The 15,486-nt window shown below is 41.4% G+C and carries 14 protein-coding genes; 6 read left to right on the top strand and 8 right to left on the bottom strand.

Annotated elements, in window-relative coordinates:
- Positions 1 to 19: 19 nt before the first annotated feature.
- The 4 genes from ABH008_RS06155 to smpB all read right to left on the bottom strand — a co-directional run bounded on the left by ABH008_RS06155 (position 20) and on the right by smpB (position 2,835).
- The gene (locus tag ABH008_RS06155) at positions 20 to 646 is read right to left on the bottom strand and encodes a DUF2231 domain-containing protein (RefSeq protein ID WP_347988978.1); all 627 of its coding nucleotides are present in this window, start codon (positions 644 to 646) and stop codon (positions 20 to 22) included.
- 102 nt (positions 647 to 748) lie between these two features.
- Entirely contained in the window at positions 749 to 1,759 is a 1,011-nt protein-coding gene (locus ABH008_RS06150) for an FAD:protein FMN transferase (RefSeq protein WP_347988977.1), read from the bottom strand.
- Between the two features lie 24 nt (positions 1,760 to 1,783).
- On the bottom strand, positions 1,784 to 2,350 hold the full coding sequence (locus tag ABH008_RS06145) for an isochorismatase family protein (protein WP_347988976.1): 567 nt from the start codon (positions 2,348 to 2,350) through the stop codon (positions 1,784 to 1,786).
- Positions 2,350 to 2,835 (bottom strand): SsrA-binding protein SmpB, encoded by a 486-nt coding sequence (gene smpB / locus ABH008_RS06140; protein WP_347988975.1) that lies wholly within the window; start codon positions 2,833 to 2,835, stop codon positions 2,350 to 2,352. The genes ABH008_RS06145 and smpB overlap by 1 nt, the downstream gene beginning before the upstream one ends.
- A 103-nt stretch (positions 2,836 to 2,938) precedes the next feature.
- Between smpB and ABH008_RS06135 the strand changes: the two genes are divergently transcribed.
- From ABH008_RS06135 to ABH008_RS06110, 6 genes are all read left to right on the top strand, one after another.
- The gene (locus ABH008_RS06135) at positions 2,939 to 4,297 is read left to right on the top strand and encodes a sodium-dependent transporter (protein ID WP_347988974.1); all 1,359 of its coding nucleotides are present in this window, start codon (positions 2,939 to 2,941) and stop codon (positions 4,295 to 4,297) included.
- A 2-nt stretch (positions 4,298 to 4,299) separates the two neighbouring features.
- Positions 4,300 to 4,734, top strand: a complete 435-nt coding sequence (locus ABH008_RS06130; protein WP_347989951.1) for a type II toxin-antitoxin system RatA family toxin — start codon at positions 4,300 to 4,302, stop codon at positions 4,732 to 4,734.
- Entirely contained in the window at positions 4,724 to 5,008 is a 285-nt protein-coding gene (locus ABH008_RS06125; protein WP_347988973.1) for an RnfH family protein, read from the top strand. The genes ABH008_RS06130 and ABH008_RS06125 overlap by 11 nt, the downstream gene beginning before the upstream one ends.
- A 160-nt stretch (positions 5,009 to 5,168) precedes the next feature.
- Positions 5,169 to 6,755, top strand: coding sequence for an HD domain-containing phosphohydrolase (locus ABH008_RS06120; protein ID WP_347988972.1), 1,587 nt, complete (start codon positions 5,169 to 5,171; stop codon positions 6,753 to 6,755).
- Positions 6,756 to 6,801: 46 nt separating this feature from the next.
- Complete coding sequence (locus ABH008_RS06115) at positions 6,802 to 7,818, top strand: ATP-dependent Clp protease proteolytic subunit (protein WP_347988971.1); 1,017 nt, start codon at positions 6,802 to 6,804, stop codon at positions 7,816 to 7,818.
- 648 nt (positions 7,819 to 8,466) lie between these two features.
- Complete coding sequence (locus ABH008_RS06110) at positions 8,467 to 9,216, top strand: flagellar brake protein (protein WP_347988970.1); 750 nt, start codon at positions 8,467 to 8,469, stop codon at positions 9,214 to 9,216.
- An 8-nt stretch (positions 9,217 to 9,224) separates the two neighbouring features.
- Here ABH008_RS06110 and ABH008_RS06105 read toward each other — a convergent pair whose 3' ends face one another.
- The 4 genes from ABH008_RS06105 to ABH008_RS06090 form a co-directional block, all read right to left on the bottom strand.
- A complete protein-coding gene (locus ABH008_RS06105) occupies positions 9,225 to 9,473 on the bottom strand; it encodes a hypothetical protein (RefSeq protein ID WP_347988969.1) in 249 nt (82 codons plus the stop codon).
- Positions 9,474 to 9,552: 79 nt separating this feature from the next.
- On the bottom strand, positions 9,553 to 11,043 hold the full coding sequence (locus tag ABH008_RS06100; protein WP_347988968.1) for an efflux transporter outer membrane subunit: 1,491 nt from the start codon (positions 11,041 to 11,043) through the stop codon (positions 9,553 to 9,555).
- Entirely contained in the window at positions 11,040 to 14,240 is a 3,201-nt protein-coding gene (locus ABH008_RS06095; RefSeq protein WP_347988967.1) for a multidrug efflux RND transporter permease subunit, read from the bottom strand. Before ABH008_RS06095 ends, ABH008_RS06100 begins: the two co-directional genes overlap by 4 nt.
- Before the next feature lie 3 nt (positions 14,241 to 14,243).
- On the bottom strand, positions 14,244 to 15,458 hold the full coding sequence (locus ABH008_RS06090) for an efflux RND transporter periplasmic adaptor subunit (protein WP_347988966.1): 1,215 nt from the start codon (positions 15,456 to 15,458) through the stop codon (positions 14,244 to 14,246).
- Positions 15,459 to 15,486 lie beyond the last annotated feature (28 nt).

The following is a 15,486-nucleotide window of genomic DNA, read 5'->3' as shown; positions in this document are numbered from 1 at the left end:
TTTTAAAAGCCTGCATTGATTACTCATCTTCGTGATGATGATGTGTATTTTCGGACGATTCGCTCAAAGGAGCTGCCGAAACTGCCACGCCATATTTATAGACCATCAATCCACCTAAATCGGCTGCAAACAACAATAACAGACATAAAACACCTGAAAAAAATTGAAAAAGCAGATTGGGCAATCCCTCTAAAACAGACTTTTGCAGTATCCGCCATACCGACAACCCAACAGCCAAACAAAAAATGGAAATTCCTAAATGCTCATGATTTTCCATAATAGCGTGTACTTCCTCGTCATGCGCAACTTCAGACGCTGCCTGCAAACCCGCCAGCATGGTAAAACCTGCAAAGAAAGTACCCAAATATAAAAACCAACTGGCCGTTTTACGCCAAACCGGTTTATTTAACACCCACGCACACACATCCAATAAAAAGAACAAACTTAACAAGGCAATTGGAAAATGCACAAGCAAGGGATGTACATTTTCCATTGCGGCCAAACCAGGAAATAAAGTGGGAAAAATATCGGGCGCGGATAGGCTCAACAAATTTTCCAGGCTGGTTAGCAGTGTATCGAGACTGTCAGCCACTCCACCACCGGTGCCATGCACGGCGATTACCCAATTACCAGTTACATCAAACATAATGTTCTCCCAAAAACAGGCCGTTGTGACTCCAATCAGCAATAAAACACACCCAATTGCTTTCTCTATTTAAAGCGCTAAGATTTGCGGTCCAGGCGGCTCTCATTGTATGGTCAGCGTATTGTTCACTCTTAGCGCATCACTTTGCGTTTCAAGTAACTCACTATCCTGCTGTCTAATAAAAATTGCATTAATTTTTTCACTGTTAGCAAGATTTAACCCATCTTGATAACCCAGACACAATAATGCAGTTGACCAAGCATCTGCTATGGTGGGGTTTTCATGCAGCACAGTCACCGCCACCAAATTATGCGTTACTGGCTTTCCCGTTCTGGCATCCAGAATATGACTATAGCGTTGACCGTTAGCATCAAAATAATGCCTATAAGTACCTGAAGTCATTACCGACATAGACTTGTCTTTGGGCATAGAAATCACTTTGTGGATACTGCGTTCTCCTGGCAAAGGTTTTTCTACAGCAATTACCCAAGCTTGCCCACCCGGTTTATGTCCATGCGTTTTAAGTTCCCCGCCGATCTCGACCATATAATTCTCAACTGAAAATTGCTCGAGGACATCGCTAATTTTACCCACACTATAACCCTGGGCCACCGCTGAAACATCTACCGTTACATTAGCTTGCTTTTTCTGTAAGTGGGTATCATCCACCACCTCCAGCTTTGACATACCCACCTGATCCAACGTTTTCTGAATGACATCCTGAGCAGGAATTTTCAACTCATCAGTGTTGAATCCCCATAGTTCAAAAATGGGTTTAACCGTCAGATCAAAACAACCTTGACTGAGTTGCGAAACCGTCTGAGACACTCGCACCAGAGTGACGATTTCATCGCCCACATCTTGTGGGGAGGTCGAGGTATTTGCATTAAACAATTCAATAGTTGAATCTTTGCGATAATTCGACAAATTTTTATCGATATCTTCCAAAACTTTTCCCACTTCGGCTTCAATGGCCTTTGTATTAACAGGCACTTCCGACCAATAGGTAATATGGAAAGTGGTACCTTGGGTAAGCCCTTCAATTTTCTGAAACTGTGGTTCAGACGTGCAAGCAGCTAAGAGTAAGAATAATAATCCGAACCGATACCACATGGACACTCTCCTAAAGATCCTAATTTAACGAATTAACGAGGAAATAGTTTTAAAATGCATATGTTTTGCATCTCTCAACCATTCAAACAATACTGATTCAACGCAAGACAGCGTTACCCCCTGCTGTTGCAATCGTTGCATAGCAAGTACCTTATGCTTAATACGTCTTGCACAAACAGCATCATCCAACACATAAACCTGGAATCCACGCGATAACAATTCCAAAGCTGTTTGTAACACACAAACATGGGCTTCCAGTCCACATAAAATCAATTGCTTACGACCACTAGCCTGCAAAGCCTCCAAAAATCCATCCGCCGCACAGCATGAGAACCCTGTTTTAGCAAAAACGCCTGTATCGTCAGGCAAATAATCCATGATCTCGGTTAAAGTAGCTCCTAGACCTTGTGGATACTGCTCCGTCACTAATACGGGGATTTCCAGAATTTTTACCGCTTGTAATATTTTGCCCAGTTGCGACACCATCAACGAGGCATCAGATTCCGACATCGCCGCAGTTAACCGCTGCTGAACATCAATAATGAGCAATAAGCTATCTCGGCTATCAAGTAAATTGGGATGTATCATCATTATCCATGCTTCATAATACGGGCCCTATCACGTTCCCAATCTTTATCTTTAGCAGAGGCTCGTTTATCGTGTAATTTTTTACCTTTGGCCAAACCAATTTTTAGTTTTGCACGTCCCTTGATCCAATACATGGATAAAGGAATCAGGGTATAACCTTTTCGCTCCACAGAACCAATTAATTTATTGAGCTCGCGACGATGTAATAATAATTTTTTTCTACGTACCGCTTCTGGATTTACATGCGTTGATGCCGATAATAAAGGCGATACATGCGCGCCACACAGCCAAGCTTCGCCTCGCCGTATGTCAACATAACTTTCTTTAAGCTGAACCCTGCCATCTCTTAGGCTTTTTACTTCCCACCCCTCTAGCACCAGCCCCGCTTCGAACTGTTCTTCGATATAATATTCATGAGTTGCCTGTCGATTGACGGCAATTGTATTGTCGGTTTGCTTGCTGTCCTTTTTGGATTTTTTAGCTGCCATGTTTGTGCATTAATAATTTAGACTGACGAAAAACAGGAATTTTGTTATTTTACCCAAATATTTGACAAGATAACGACTTAAATACAGACCAGGCAACTTTAAAATGATCAACACCCCAAAAACCACCCACAGCGAATGGTCTTCCCGTTTCGCATTTATCCTTGCAGCAACAGGCTCAGCAGTTGGTTTGGGTAATATCTGGAAGTTTCCATACATCACAGGACAAAACGGTGGCGGAGCCTTTGTTTTGGTGTATTTGGGCTGCGTACTGGCACTTGGCATTCCCATAATGATTGCAGAAATCATGCTGGGCAGGCGCGGCCATCTAAGTCCTGTCAACTCTATGCAAAGTTTGGCAATAGAAGCAGGTGCCGATAGTCGCTGGCGTTATCTGGGGTGGCTCGGCATGATTGCAGGGTTTTTGATTCTGGCTTATTACAGTGTTATTGCAGGCTGGTCAATGGCTTATATCAGCAAAGCCTTTTTCGGTAGTTTTTTTAGTAGCGATGCTAGCGACATTAAAAATTTATTTGATGATTTAATGCAAAGCCCAATCCAGCAAATATTCTGGCATACCGTATTTATGCTCATTACGCTCCAAGTAGTAATGCGCGGTGTAAAAGGCGGCCTGGAAAAAGCAGTACAATTGTTAATGCCGGCCCTATTTTTTATTTTACTGATTTTGGTAGGTTATGCCATGACATCCGGCGCCTATAATGAAGGCATTAAATTTCTATTTAGTCCTGATTTCAGTAAAATTAATGCCAATGCCGTACTGACTGCTATGGGTCATGCCTTTTTTACCTTAAGCCTTGGCATGGGATCTATTATGGTTTATGGCTCTTATTTGCCCAAGCATATTTCTATTGCCAAAACCACATTTGTTATTGCGGGAGCCGATACTATTGTGGCTTTATTGGCTGGTATTGCCATTTTCCCGCTAGTATTTGCCAATCAACTGGAGGTAGGGAGTGGTCCAGGCTTAATATTTCAAACCTTACCGCTCGCCTTTGGAAAAATGGGCGGCGGCTGGTTATTTGGTGTACTTTTCTTTGTGCTACTGTTTTTAGCCGCGTTAACCTCTTCAATCTCCCTGATTGAACCCACCATCGCTTGGCTGGAAGAAAGTCACCAATGGGATCGAAAAAAAGCATGTATTTGGGCTGGATCTGGCTGCTGGCTGTTAGGAATTGCAGTAGTATTTTCGTTTAATATTTGGTCGGGTCATAAACTGTTCGACAAGAATCTATTCGAATTACTGGATTACCTGACAGCCAACTTAATGTTACCTTTAGGCGGATTGGCAATTGCATGGTTTGCTGGCCGCATCATGAAAACCCGTGACAGTGCGCAAGAATTGGAAATGCCTGAGTCAGACTACAAAATTTGGCAATTTTTAATTCAATATGTTTCACCTGCGGCCGTGTTTTTGGTGTTTCTGCACGTACTAGGGGTGTTTTAATGATTACCGTGGTACAAAAAAGTGCATTAGTTAAATTTTCTGCATTACAAATGTATGAGCTGGTTGCAGATATTGAATCCTATCCGCAGTTTTTACCTTGGTGTAGTGGTAGTCGCATTTTACGGCGTGAAAATGACATTGTTGAAGGTGAAATTCAGATTGCTAAGGCAGGTTTTCATAAATCGTTTGCCACTCGAAACCGTTTGGAACGTGGCGGAAAAATCTATTTGAGTTTATTAGATGGGCCATTTTCTTCATTGGAAGGCGTATGGAACTTTTTAGCCTTACGGGAAGATGCCAGCAAAATTTCACTGGATCTGGAATTTGAAATTTCTGGCAAGCTGACCAGCTTGGCGTTTGGCCCGGTATTTAATCAGATTTGTAACACTATGGTCAGCTCTTTTACGCAACGCGCTAAAACAATTTATGGTACCTGAAACGATAGCAATTGAAGTAGTGTATGCAACCCTACAAAAACAAACTGTTATACCGGTGCAAGTACCTTTAAATTGCACAGCAAATGATGCGATTGAAACTTCAGGCATATTACAACTTTTTCCAGAAATAAATCTGCAACAGCATAAAATTGGAATTTTCAGTCAAATTTGCACTCTGCAAAAAATACTATCCGCGGGAGATCGAATAGAGATCTACCGTCCTTTAATACAAAATCCAATGGCAGCCAGACGCGAAAGAATGCACAAATCCTAGCCGAATAACTTTGCGCTTATACCGAAAATATCTAACAACCTTATTGCAAGATTTATTGAGCCAATTCACTATTTTCAGCAAACATTCGATAATTTACCGACCATATCAAGGTATGATAGCGCTATATTTTTATTAATCTGAAAACCTTTCGCATTTACTGATGACTGACCAGAATATTCTTGCCCAGCTTGAAATGCTGATTGACATTGGCATTGCATTATCGGATGAACATGATGTAGAAATACTGCTAGAGAAAATTTTGCTTTGTGCAAAGTCTATTACGGCGGCAGACGGCGGCACACTTTATCGAATTGAAGAAAACAATATCGTTGCACGTATTATTCACTCCGAAAGCCTAAAGATCCACCTAGGCGGCAGCTCCGAAAACGCAGTCAATTTGCCTAAAATGCCTCTTTACCATGCAGATGGCAGCATCAATCTTAGCCATGTTGTGTGTTATTCATTTCATAAACATTGCGTAGTCAACATTCCTGATGTGTACAGCACAACGGATGATTTTGATTTTTCTGGCCCTAAACAGTTTGATAAGCAATATAGCTACGTCACTAAATCATTACTGACTATTCCTTTAAAAAATCATAAAGGTCAGGTGATTGGTGTTTTACAACTGGTAAATGCCTTAGATCCCACTACCAAAACAGTGATTGGCTTTAACGCAGTTTCACAAAAAATCACCACGGCAATGGCTGCTCAAGCGGCCATAGTTCTTACCCAACAGCAACTAATTATTGATCTTGAAAACTTATTTCAATCATTAGTTAAATTGATTGCTACTGCGATTGACAAAAAATCACCTTATACGGGTGCGCACTCAAAACGGGTACCTATATTAACCATGATGTTGGCTGATGCTGTCCATGAAACTGATGACGGCTTATTTAAAGACTTTTCTTTAAGCCCTGCTGATCGCAAGGAACTGGAAGTTGCTGCCTGGCTGCATGATTGCGGAAAAATTACCACGCCAGAGTTTGTGATGGATAAAGCCACTAAACTGGAAACTATTTTTGATCGCATACAACTGATTGAAACTCGTTTTGAAGTATTAAAACGCGATAAGGAAATTGCCATGCTGAAACAAAAAGTTTTTGCATTGGAAAATAATCAGCTTTGGGATATCCATATTGAGCAACAATTTAATGACATGCTCAGTCAAATAGAAATGGATCTGGCCTTTATCAAACATAGCAACTTCGGCACTGAATCCATGTCGGCTAATGATCAAGAGCGCATTCATCAACTGAGTCAGGTTAGCTGGAAATTGCATCAACAAGTCTTGCCACTGCTATCAGAAGACGAAGTTAATAATTTATGCATTTTTCGCGGCACACTGACGGATAAAGAGCGCAAAATCATCAATAATCATATTAATGCCACCATCGATATGTTGGAATCTATAAACTTTCCAACACACTTAAAAAATGTACCTGAATTTGCAGGAGGCCATCACGAACGCATGGACGGCAAGGGTTATCCCAAAGGTTTAAGGCGCGAACAAATGTCTGTTCAAGCACGTATTATGGGCATTGCTGATGTATTTGAGGCGTTGATGGATGCGGATCGACCTTATAAAAAAGGTAAAAAACTCTCTGAAGCATTGGCCATTTTAAAAAGCATGAAAGAAAACGGCCATATAGATCCAGATTTGTATGAAGTATTTATTGATAAAAAAGTGTACAAACACTATGTGGATTTATATGTGCCTGCAGAACAAATTGATGTGGATTAATTTATCCTAATATTTAATTATTGCAATAAGGGTAATGGAGAAAGCGATGGAAAGTGAACAGGTAAAAAACAAAAAGAAAATTAAACAACCACCTGTTTTATTTGCAAAAACGCAGACCCTGATAAAAAATATTTCAAATGAGCTCGGAAGCCCTGTAATTTCATATTGGAACAATCCGCGTGGCTCAGTGTGTGCGAATGATGTAATTGCTTTAAACGCCCTTCTAGAAAAATTAGGGCATAATGAAACATTATATTTTTTTATAAAGTCTGATGGTGGAAACGGACAAGCATCCCTTCGGATGGTAAATCTTCTTCGTCAGTATTGCACTCGATTGGTTGCACTAGTGCCTCATGAGTGCGCCTCAGCAGCAACAATGATAGCTATTGGCGCTGATCAAATCCTAATGGGACCAACAGCATTTCTTACGGCTGTCGATACTTCACTTAATCACTCGCTATCCCCTGTTGACCGGGATAACGCTAGAGTCAGCGTTAGTCTCGATGAGTTGAATAGGGTTGTAAAGAGATGGCAATCTCAAGCTGGTCAAAATTCAACCAATCCTTACGCGAGCATCTTTGAGTACATTCACCCGTTAGTCGTTGGCGCAGTTGATAGAGCTGAATCGCTTTCAATAATGCTTTGCAAAGAAATCCTCTTTTACCATATTAAAGACAAGGAAAAAGCGCTAGAAATTGCTACTACCTTAAACTCGAAATATCCATCTCACTCATATCCAATTCTAATGGATGAAGCAAAAGAAATAGGGCTAAATGTTGGCTCACTTCCAAGAAAAATTAATTCAATGCTTCTAAATCTCAACATTCTATATAGCGAGATGGGGCAAAAGGCTATCACAGATCATAGTGAAATCCTTTCGCATGGTAATGAAATTCTCAATATTCATGAGACTAATGGCGTTCAATTGTTCTATCAAAATGATAAAGACTGGTTCTATAGAACAGAAGAGCGACGGTGGATAACCATGAATGATGAAAGTAGCTGGAGAATTGTTGAAAACATTGATGGAAAGATAAAAAAATCAATACTGCATATATCGTAATTTTCACTTTAAGAAATTGATAATAATAGATTACCCCCAATTCAGCACTACGACCCTCTAGCTTACGCGGGCAATTTTCGACATATCGCAGGGTTGTAGAGCTGTAGGATGTGCCAACCAACGGGCGGCGCATCATTCGAGTTCAATACCATCAAAATCTGGCGAAATTATGTTACCCCTTTTTTGGATAAATCATTCCTGTTCATAAAGTTGATAACTTGGATGATTGTGCGAAACGTCAACAGCATCCATGCGAAAGGAATGCCATTGTTTGGTCTCTGCAAAACTTTCCGTAATATATCAATATTACGATTTGCCTTGCATTCGGCATGATTAACGGTAAAACCGTTAGCATCATGAAGTTAAGGGCTACGGTATTTGGTCATGATGATAGATCACTATCAAATTTCAAACTTTCACGTACTATTTATCTAGTCGTCCCTCGATGGACGAACCCAGCCACCCAATATCAAACTTGTTAAATATTTTCCCTATTTCCAGCCCATACCCGAGCTAATAATCTTAACCACAAACTGAACAAATACAAAAGATTCGCTCACTAATGACGAAAATATTAAAATGCCTGCAGCATACATCTTTAACTCTGCTAAAATCTAACCTAATATTCCAACTTTAAGACCTGATTTAATGAAAAACGAGACTGATTATCTTATTAGCCACCCCAAACAGGTAGTTAATCATTTAACGGAGTTAATGACCAAAAAATGTATTATTTCAGCACAATTTGGCGATCATAATTTGTCTTTTCTAACCGTTTTACTTGAGATTGATGCAAAAGCCAAAGAGATTAAACTTGATTGCGCGCCAAACGAACAACTAAACAATCAGCTATTAAATGCTGTAAAAGTATTATTTCGTACCGAGTATGAAGGGATAAAGGTTTCTTTTAGAGGCCATAAAATCAAAAAATCAGTGCTTGATGGCTCACCTGTGCTGAGCATGCCCTTACCGGATGCCATTTTCTGGTTACAACGCCGCAATTTTTACCGCGTAAAAATTCCGCATTTTCATACTGGTAGCTTTTGCAGAATCTCATTGAGCCTGGAAAACGCTGAAAACGAAACATTTATCGATACTCAAGACTTCAAATTGCTTGATTTAGGCATCCGTGGGTTTTCTATATTAGTTACTAACACTGCCCTAGAAAGCAAATTTACTCCCGATTCTGAAGCAATGACATGTAACCTGTATCTACACGAACGCAGTTCTGGTTCCCTAAGTTTCATCGTAAAATATATCAAACAGGTAAAAACCAGCCCAACAACTAATGGACTAAGACTTGGCTGCTTGTTAACTGACATTCCTCCTGCTTTCGAATCCGTTATGCAATTATATATGCAAGATATTGAAAGACAGTTAAAAGGTGTTGGACAATAAGATTAAGCCTAAGCTTTAAATGAATCGTTAGACGTAACTATGCTTGAAATAAACGCCAAACAAAACAAGGAAGAAGCAAGAATAAATTCGCCAGAAATAGCTAAGTAAATACCGCTAAAAAATAACAAACTGGTAATAATGTGTTTATAAGATATATTTTGCCTGATCATAACTGCCTCTTGACTAATTAAGTCGTCTTCTGCACACAGAGTTACTATAACAGCTAAGCTGAATTGCACAACCACTATTTGGTACATTATCTATTTCCTAATTGGAAACAGATAATGTACCCGTTGCTTAGCCAAAAACTTTGCAGACATTTATTTTATGCCTGAACTAATTAACAGGCACTACCGCACTATCTTCCACAGCAGTTTCCCAACCGCCACCCAATGCTTTATACACTGCCGTTAATGCAGTAGCCACAGAGGTTTCGCTCTGAGCCAATTCGCTTTGATCCTGTAATAATCTAAGCTCTGTATCCAACACCGTTAAAAAATCTGCCACACCAGCCTGATAGCGCAAATGGGCTAATTGGTTAGCTTTTTCACTGGCATGAGCGGCTGTAGCTAATGCCGAACGGCGGATACGCTCCTGATTATAAGCAACCAAAGCATTTTCGGTTTCCTCCAAAGCATTTAGCACAGTTTGCTGATAGTTGGCTAAACTAGCTTCCTCACGAGCACCAGCGGCCTTAACACGCGCATAAACTCTGCCCAAATCAAGAAATGCCCAGCTGATTCTAGGGCCAAAAGCATAAGTATTTGACCCAGGTCCCGTTATATTTGCTAGAGTACTACCTTCAATTGACATATTACCTACAAACATCACTCGCGGAAAAAAGTCTGCGGTGGCCACGCCAATACGTGCGGTAGCTGCTGCCAATAAGCGCTCAGCAATACGAATATCAGGACGACGCTTTAATAATTGCTCTGGATTACCTATTTGTATGCTTTCGGGCGCAAGCGGTAACTTTTGCGGGGGAGATAACTTGTCATTTAAAGCACTCGGTATTTGCCCGCTCAGCACACTAAGGCGATGTATTGACTGGAAAACTGCTGTTTTTAAACCCGGTATAGTGGCACGCGTTGTTTCTAGTTGCGCCAAAGCTCTTGAGGTATCAAGCTCGGTACCTCGACCGTTGTCAAGTTTGATTCGAGTCAGTGCAAGCGTCTCTGCCTGATTCTCGGCATTCTTTTCAGCCACCTCAAGTTGCTGTTGTAAACCACGAAGTTGAAAATAATTTCTGGCCACTTCAGCTATTAAACTGACACCTATATCGCGTAAACTGGCCTCCTGAGTTTCAACTTCATCATTACTGGCTTCAACATTCCGCCGTATACGTCCAAAGAAATCCGCTTCCCAAGTTGCATCAAAACCAGTGTTATATAAATCCAATGGACGGGGCGCAAAGGCTCGGCCATTCAATGCAGAAACACTTCGGTTAAGATTATTATAGTTGGCGTGGGAGCTGATTTGCGGCAGCAAATTTAAGCCCGTCTCCAAATAAAGTGCTCTGGCTTCGGACAAAGTGGCACGAGCGGCTTGTATTTGATAATTATGCGCCACGGTCTGATTGATCAGCTCAACCAACTGTTGATCATTGAACAATTTCCACCAACCCACCTCAATATTATCAGTAGAAAACTCAGCATGTGTGCCGTTAGCAAAACTATCCGGCACAGGGGATTGCGGTTGCTGATAATCGGGACCTACTGCGCAGGCATTTAAAAACAAACAACTCAGTAGCAGTAAACTACGACTTTTGCTATCTATTCTTCGGCCTATAGTCTTTTTAGTCAAAGGTATTCCAGTAACGTATATCATAACGCACTATCCGAATCAGAATGTTGAGAGTCTAATGAGGCCGGTTTGGAACGATTAGTACGAATGCGCTGGGTAAGAGTCTGTACGGTTACAAAAAATACTGGCGTTAACAGTAATCCAAACAGCGTAACGCCTATCATGCCACTAAATACCGCCGTTCCTAATACTTGCCGAGATTCAGCACCCGCACCGGTAGCAACAACCAGTGGAAACACCCCCATAATAAAAGCAAACGAGGTCATTAGTATGGGTCTAAGCCTAATGCGCGCCGCTTCAGTAGCCGCCGACATCGGACTAGCGCCTGATTCTTGACGACGTTTGGCAAATTCGATAATCAAAATAGCATTTTTACTGGCTAACCCTACCAATACAATTAATCCAATCTGGGTAAAAATATTATTATCTAAATGCCTTATCCATATCCCTGTTAGTGACGATAGAATACACATGGGTACGATCAAAATGACCGCGAAGGGTAGAGACCAACTCTCATATTGCGCGGCAAGAGCTAAAAACACGAATATAACACTGAGTGGAAACACTAAAAACGCCACATTTCCAGCTAAAACCTGTTGCAAGGTTATTTCTGTCCATTCAAAATCAAATCCGGGAGGCAATTCAGCACTTAACAATTTATCCATGATAGAGATAGCTTGTCCAGAACTGACACCCGGTAACGTACTACCATTGATTTCGGCAGTTGGATACATATTGTATCGTGTAATTTTATCGGGACCACTGATCTCATTAACATCCAAAATCGCGCCCAAAGGCACCATGCCACCACGATCATTTTTGGTTTTAAGTTCGGCAATATCTTCAGGTTTCATCCTATAGCTAGCGTCTGCCTGCGCCACCACCTGATAACTACGACCAAAAGTATTAAAATCATTAATATAGAGCGACCCCAAATAAATTTGCAATGTATCGAATATATCCTGTAAAGGTATACCCATAGATTTAGCACGTGTACGATCGACATCGACAAACAACTGAGGCACACCAGAGCGAAAAGTCGTAAATAACCCCACCAATCCTGCTTGTTGATTACCTTTGGCGATCATCTCGGCAGTTACCCGTTGCAATTCATCCACCCCAACATTTGATCGATCCAATATTTGTAATTTAAAACCGCCTACCGTACTCATACCGCGTATCGGTGGAGGTGCAAACACAGCAATACGCGCATCGGCAATTTTTTCTAAGCGCTGCGTCAAATCTTTGATGACTGCGTCTGCATATAACTCAGGATGGCCAGCACGTTTTTCAAACGGAGCAAGGCGGGCAAATAATGTAGCGACATTCGATTGACTTGAACCCGTCATTACCGACCAACCTGCATATTCATTGACATGCCCCATGCCTGGAGTTTCCAAAATAACGCGATTGGCTTGTTGCACAACCTCCTGAGTACGTGACAAGGATGCTGAATCAGGCAGTTGTGCATATAGAATCAGATACCCTTGATCCTGCTGAGGGATAAATCCAGCAGGCACCTGCTGAAAGACAAAATAATCCAACCCAATTAATCCCGCATAGACCAATAAGACAATGCTAGACATACGTATCAAACGTCCCACTAATCTGGAGTAACCCTGACTAAACAAATCAAAAAACCAGTTAAAGCGCACAAAAAACCAGCCGAGTAAATGATCGACCAAACGGGTAAATGCATCCTTTTCTCCATGCGCTTTATCTAACAATAAAGCACATAAAGCAGGACTTAAGGTGACCGAATTAAAGGCAGAAATAACCGTTGATACGGCGATAGTCAAGGCAAACTGCTTGTAGAATGCCCCAGAAACACCAGTGATAAAAGCAGTGGGTACAAAAACGGCAACCAATACCAATGCAGTAGCAATAATTGGCCCGATTACCTCATGCATAGCCTTACGAGTGGCCAGCTTAGCAGACAATCCTTCAGCAATATGTCGTTCGACATTTTCTACCACCACAATAGCATCATCGACCACAATGCCGATAGCTAACACCAACCCAAATAATGACAAGGTATTGAGCGATAAGCCCATCGCAGACATGACGGCAAAAGTCCCTATTAAAGATACCGGAACGGCCAACAAAGGAATAAGTGCTGCACGCCAATTTTGCAAAAAAATGATGACAACGATCACCACCAAAACTATGGCTTCGAACAGAGTTTTAACTACTGCATCAATAGATTGTTGGATAAAGACTACCGTATCATAAACCACCTGATACTCAAGTCCCTCAGGAAAACGCGTTTTCAATTTTTCCATTGCCTGAACAATGGCTTTTTTGGTATCCAGTGCATTGGAACCCGGAAGCTGAAAAATGGCTAAACCAACCGTCGGCTCACCATCCAGAAACAGGCCAGAATTATAGTCTTTTGCGCCCATTTCAATCCGCGCTACGTCCTTCAAACGAGTAACTTGTCCAGTTTCACCTTGCTTAATAACAATATTTTCAAATTGTTCTGGTTTCGACAATCGCCCCAAAGTCGTTACTGTGTATTGAAATTCGGCATTATTGGGTGAAGGTTGCTGCCCAACTACACCTGCAGCCACTTGCACATTTTGTTCGCGAACAGCGGCAACCACTTCAGCAGCCGTCAAATTACGTGCCGCAATTTTTTCGGGATTTAGCCATAAGCGCATACTATAATCACGCGCACCGAATACAATAATATCACCGACACCGGGTAATCTGGCCAGAGTGTCTTTAATTTGCAACAAAGCATAATTACTTAAATAAATGCTGTCATAGCTTTTATCAGGTGAAACCAGATTCACTACCAAGCTTAAATCTGGACTGCGTTTTTTGACACTAATACCCTGACGTTTAACTTCATCAGGCAATCTTGGCTCAGCTAATGCCACGCGGTTTTGCACTAAAACCTGAGATTTATCCAAATTAGTGCCGGGTTTAAAGGTAATGGTTAACGCCATATTCCCGCTATTTGTAGACTGTGAAGACATATACAACATATCTTCCACACCATTCACTTCCTGTTCAATGGGTGTTGCTACAGTTTCCGCAACGACTTTCGCATCAGCACCGGGATAGGAGGTTGTCACTACCACGGTAGGCGGTGCAATTTCAGGATATTGTGCAATTGGCAGGGTTATCAAGGCCAAACCACCCATCAACACAATTACAATAGACAACACTGCTGCAAATATAGGTCTATCTATAAAAAAATTGGTAAATTTATCCATAACCTAAACACCTGCCTCTTTGTCACTCAAGGTAATTCGCTCAGGATTAACAATAATACTGGGTTTAAGTTTTTGCAGTCCTTCCACTATCACCCATTCACCACTGTCCAATCCCTGTTTTATTACCCGCATTTGCCCCATACGTACGCCGAGAATGACTTTGCGATATTCCACCTGATTTTGCAGATTCATCACCCAAACAAAACGTTGTGCCTGATCAGTCGCAATAGCGCGATCAGGGATTAACATTGCTTGATAAGCAGAACTACCCCGCACGCGTACACGTGCAAAAAATCCCGGACTTAATAATTCGTCCTTGTTTGAAAACACACCACGTAACGTAACGGTACCGGTAGCGGCATCTTCGCGAGGAGACACATAATCAATGTGCCCTTGATGGGGATAATCGGTTTCATCAGCGACAGCAAGATCAATAGGCGTGCCTTTCAAATCTACGCTGCCATGCGAATTTTTTTGAACTTGTCGCCGATATTTCAAAACAGATTGTTCATCGGCATCGACATACACATAGATAGGATCGGTGGAGACGATAGTGGTTAAGATAGTCGTATCGCCACCAGTGACCAAATTTCCGGCCGTCATTAACTCTCGACCAATACTCCCAGAAATAGGCGCACGAATTTCACAATAATCTAGATTGATTTTTGCAGTATATAAATTTGCCTCAGCAGAAGCGACTGCTGCAATTGCTTCTCGCCAACCTTTGCTGCGAGTATCAAACTCTTCGGTAGAAATTGCTTTTTCGCGGAACAGGTTTTCGGCACGCTGTAAATCATTTTTGGCTAATTCCTGTCTGGTTTTGGCTCTTTCTAATTCGGCACTAGCAAAGTTCATTTGCGCTTTATAAGGTTTTTGATCAATCAAAAACAATAAATCGCCTTTATTAACTTTTTCACCTGCAGTAAAGTTTATTTTTTCCAGATAGCCGCCAACTCTGGCGCGAATATCAACAGAACTGACGGCCTCAATTCGTCCTGTATATTCATCCCAGTCTGTCGTATTTAGCTGCAAAGGTTGTGCTATTTTTACCAGAGGCGGTGGTGGAGTTTCTGAATTGGTTCCAGATTCTGAGCGAGTACAACCACTAATAATTACCGGTAACACCAAACTTAAAATAAACCGACTTGACTTTTTCTTAAGATTTAGAATCTTACTTTTTTGCACATCCATAGTCGATATTCGCAATTTTATGTCCATTTGTAAGCGCCTCAAATTTCTTAAACTA

This window comes from Methylomonas sp. AM2-LC (assembly GCF_039904985.1).
Classification (GTDB): domain Bacteria; phylum Pseudomonadota; class Gammaproteobacteria; order Methylococcales; family Methylomonadaceae; genus Methylomonas.
This window is presented reverse-complemented; position numbering and strand designations above follow the sequence as displayed.

Coding starts and splice junctions, on each gene's coding strand:
- ABH008_RS06155 (WP_347988978.1), bottom strand. CDS start 646: ATGTTTGATGTAACTGGTAATTGGGTAATCGCCGTGCATGGCACCGGT.
- ABH008_RS06150 (WP_347988977.1), bottom strand. CDS start 1,759: ATGTGGTATCGGTTCGGATTATTATTCTTACTCTTAGCTGCTTGCACG.
- ABH008_RS06145 (WP_347988976.1), bottom strand. CDS start 2,350: ATGATGATACATCCCAATTTACTTGATAGCCGAGATAGCTTATTGCTC.
- smpB (WP_347988975.1), bottom strand. CDS start 2,835: ATGGCAGCTAAAAAATCCAAAAAGGACAGCAAGCAAACCGACAATACA.
- ABH008_RS06135 (WP_347988974.1), top strand. CDS start 2,939: ATGATCAACACCCCAAAAACCACCCACAGCGAATGGTCTTCCCGTTTC.
- ABH008_RS06125 (WP_347988973.1), top strand. CDS start 4,724: ATGGTACCTGAAACGATAGCAATTGAAGTAGTGTATGCAACCCTACAA.
- ABH008_RS06120 (WP_347988972.1), top strand. CDS start 5,169: ATGACTGACCAGAATATTCTTGCCCAGCTTGAAATGCTGATTGACATT.
- ABH008_RS06115 (WP_347988971.1), top strand. CDS start 6,802: ATGGAAAGTGAACAGGTAAAAAACAAAAAGAAAATTAAACAACCACCT.
- ABH008_RS06110 (WP_347988970.1), top strand. CDS start 8,467: ATGAAAAACGAGACTGATTATCTTATTAGCCACCCCAAACAGGTAGTT.
- ABH008_RS06105 (WP_347988969.1), bottom strand. CDS start 9,473: ATGTACCAAATAGTGGTTGTGCAATTCAGCTTAGCTGTTATAGTAACT.
- ABH008_RS06100 (WP_347988968.1), bottom strand. CDS start 11,043: ATGATATACGTTACTGGAATACCTTTGACTAAAAAGACTATAGGCCGA.
- ABH008_RS06095 (WP_347988967.1), bottom strand. CDS start 14,240: ATGGATAAATTTACCAATTTTTTTATAGATAGACCTATATTTGCAGCA.
- ABH008_RS06090 (WP_347988966.1), bottom strand. CDS start 15,458: ATGGACATAAAATTGCGAATATCGACTATGGATGTGCAAAAAAGTAAG.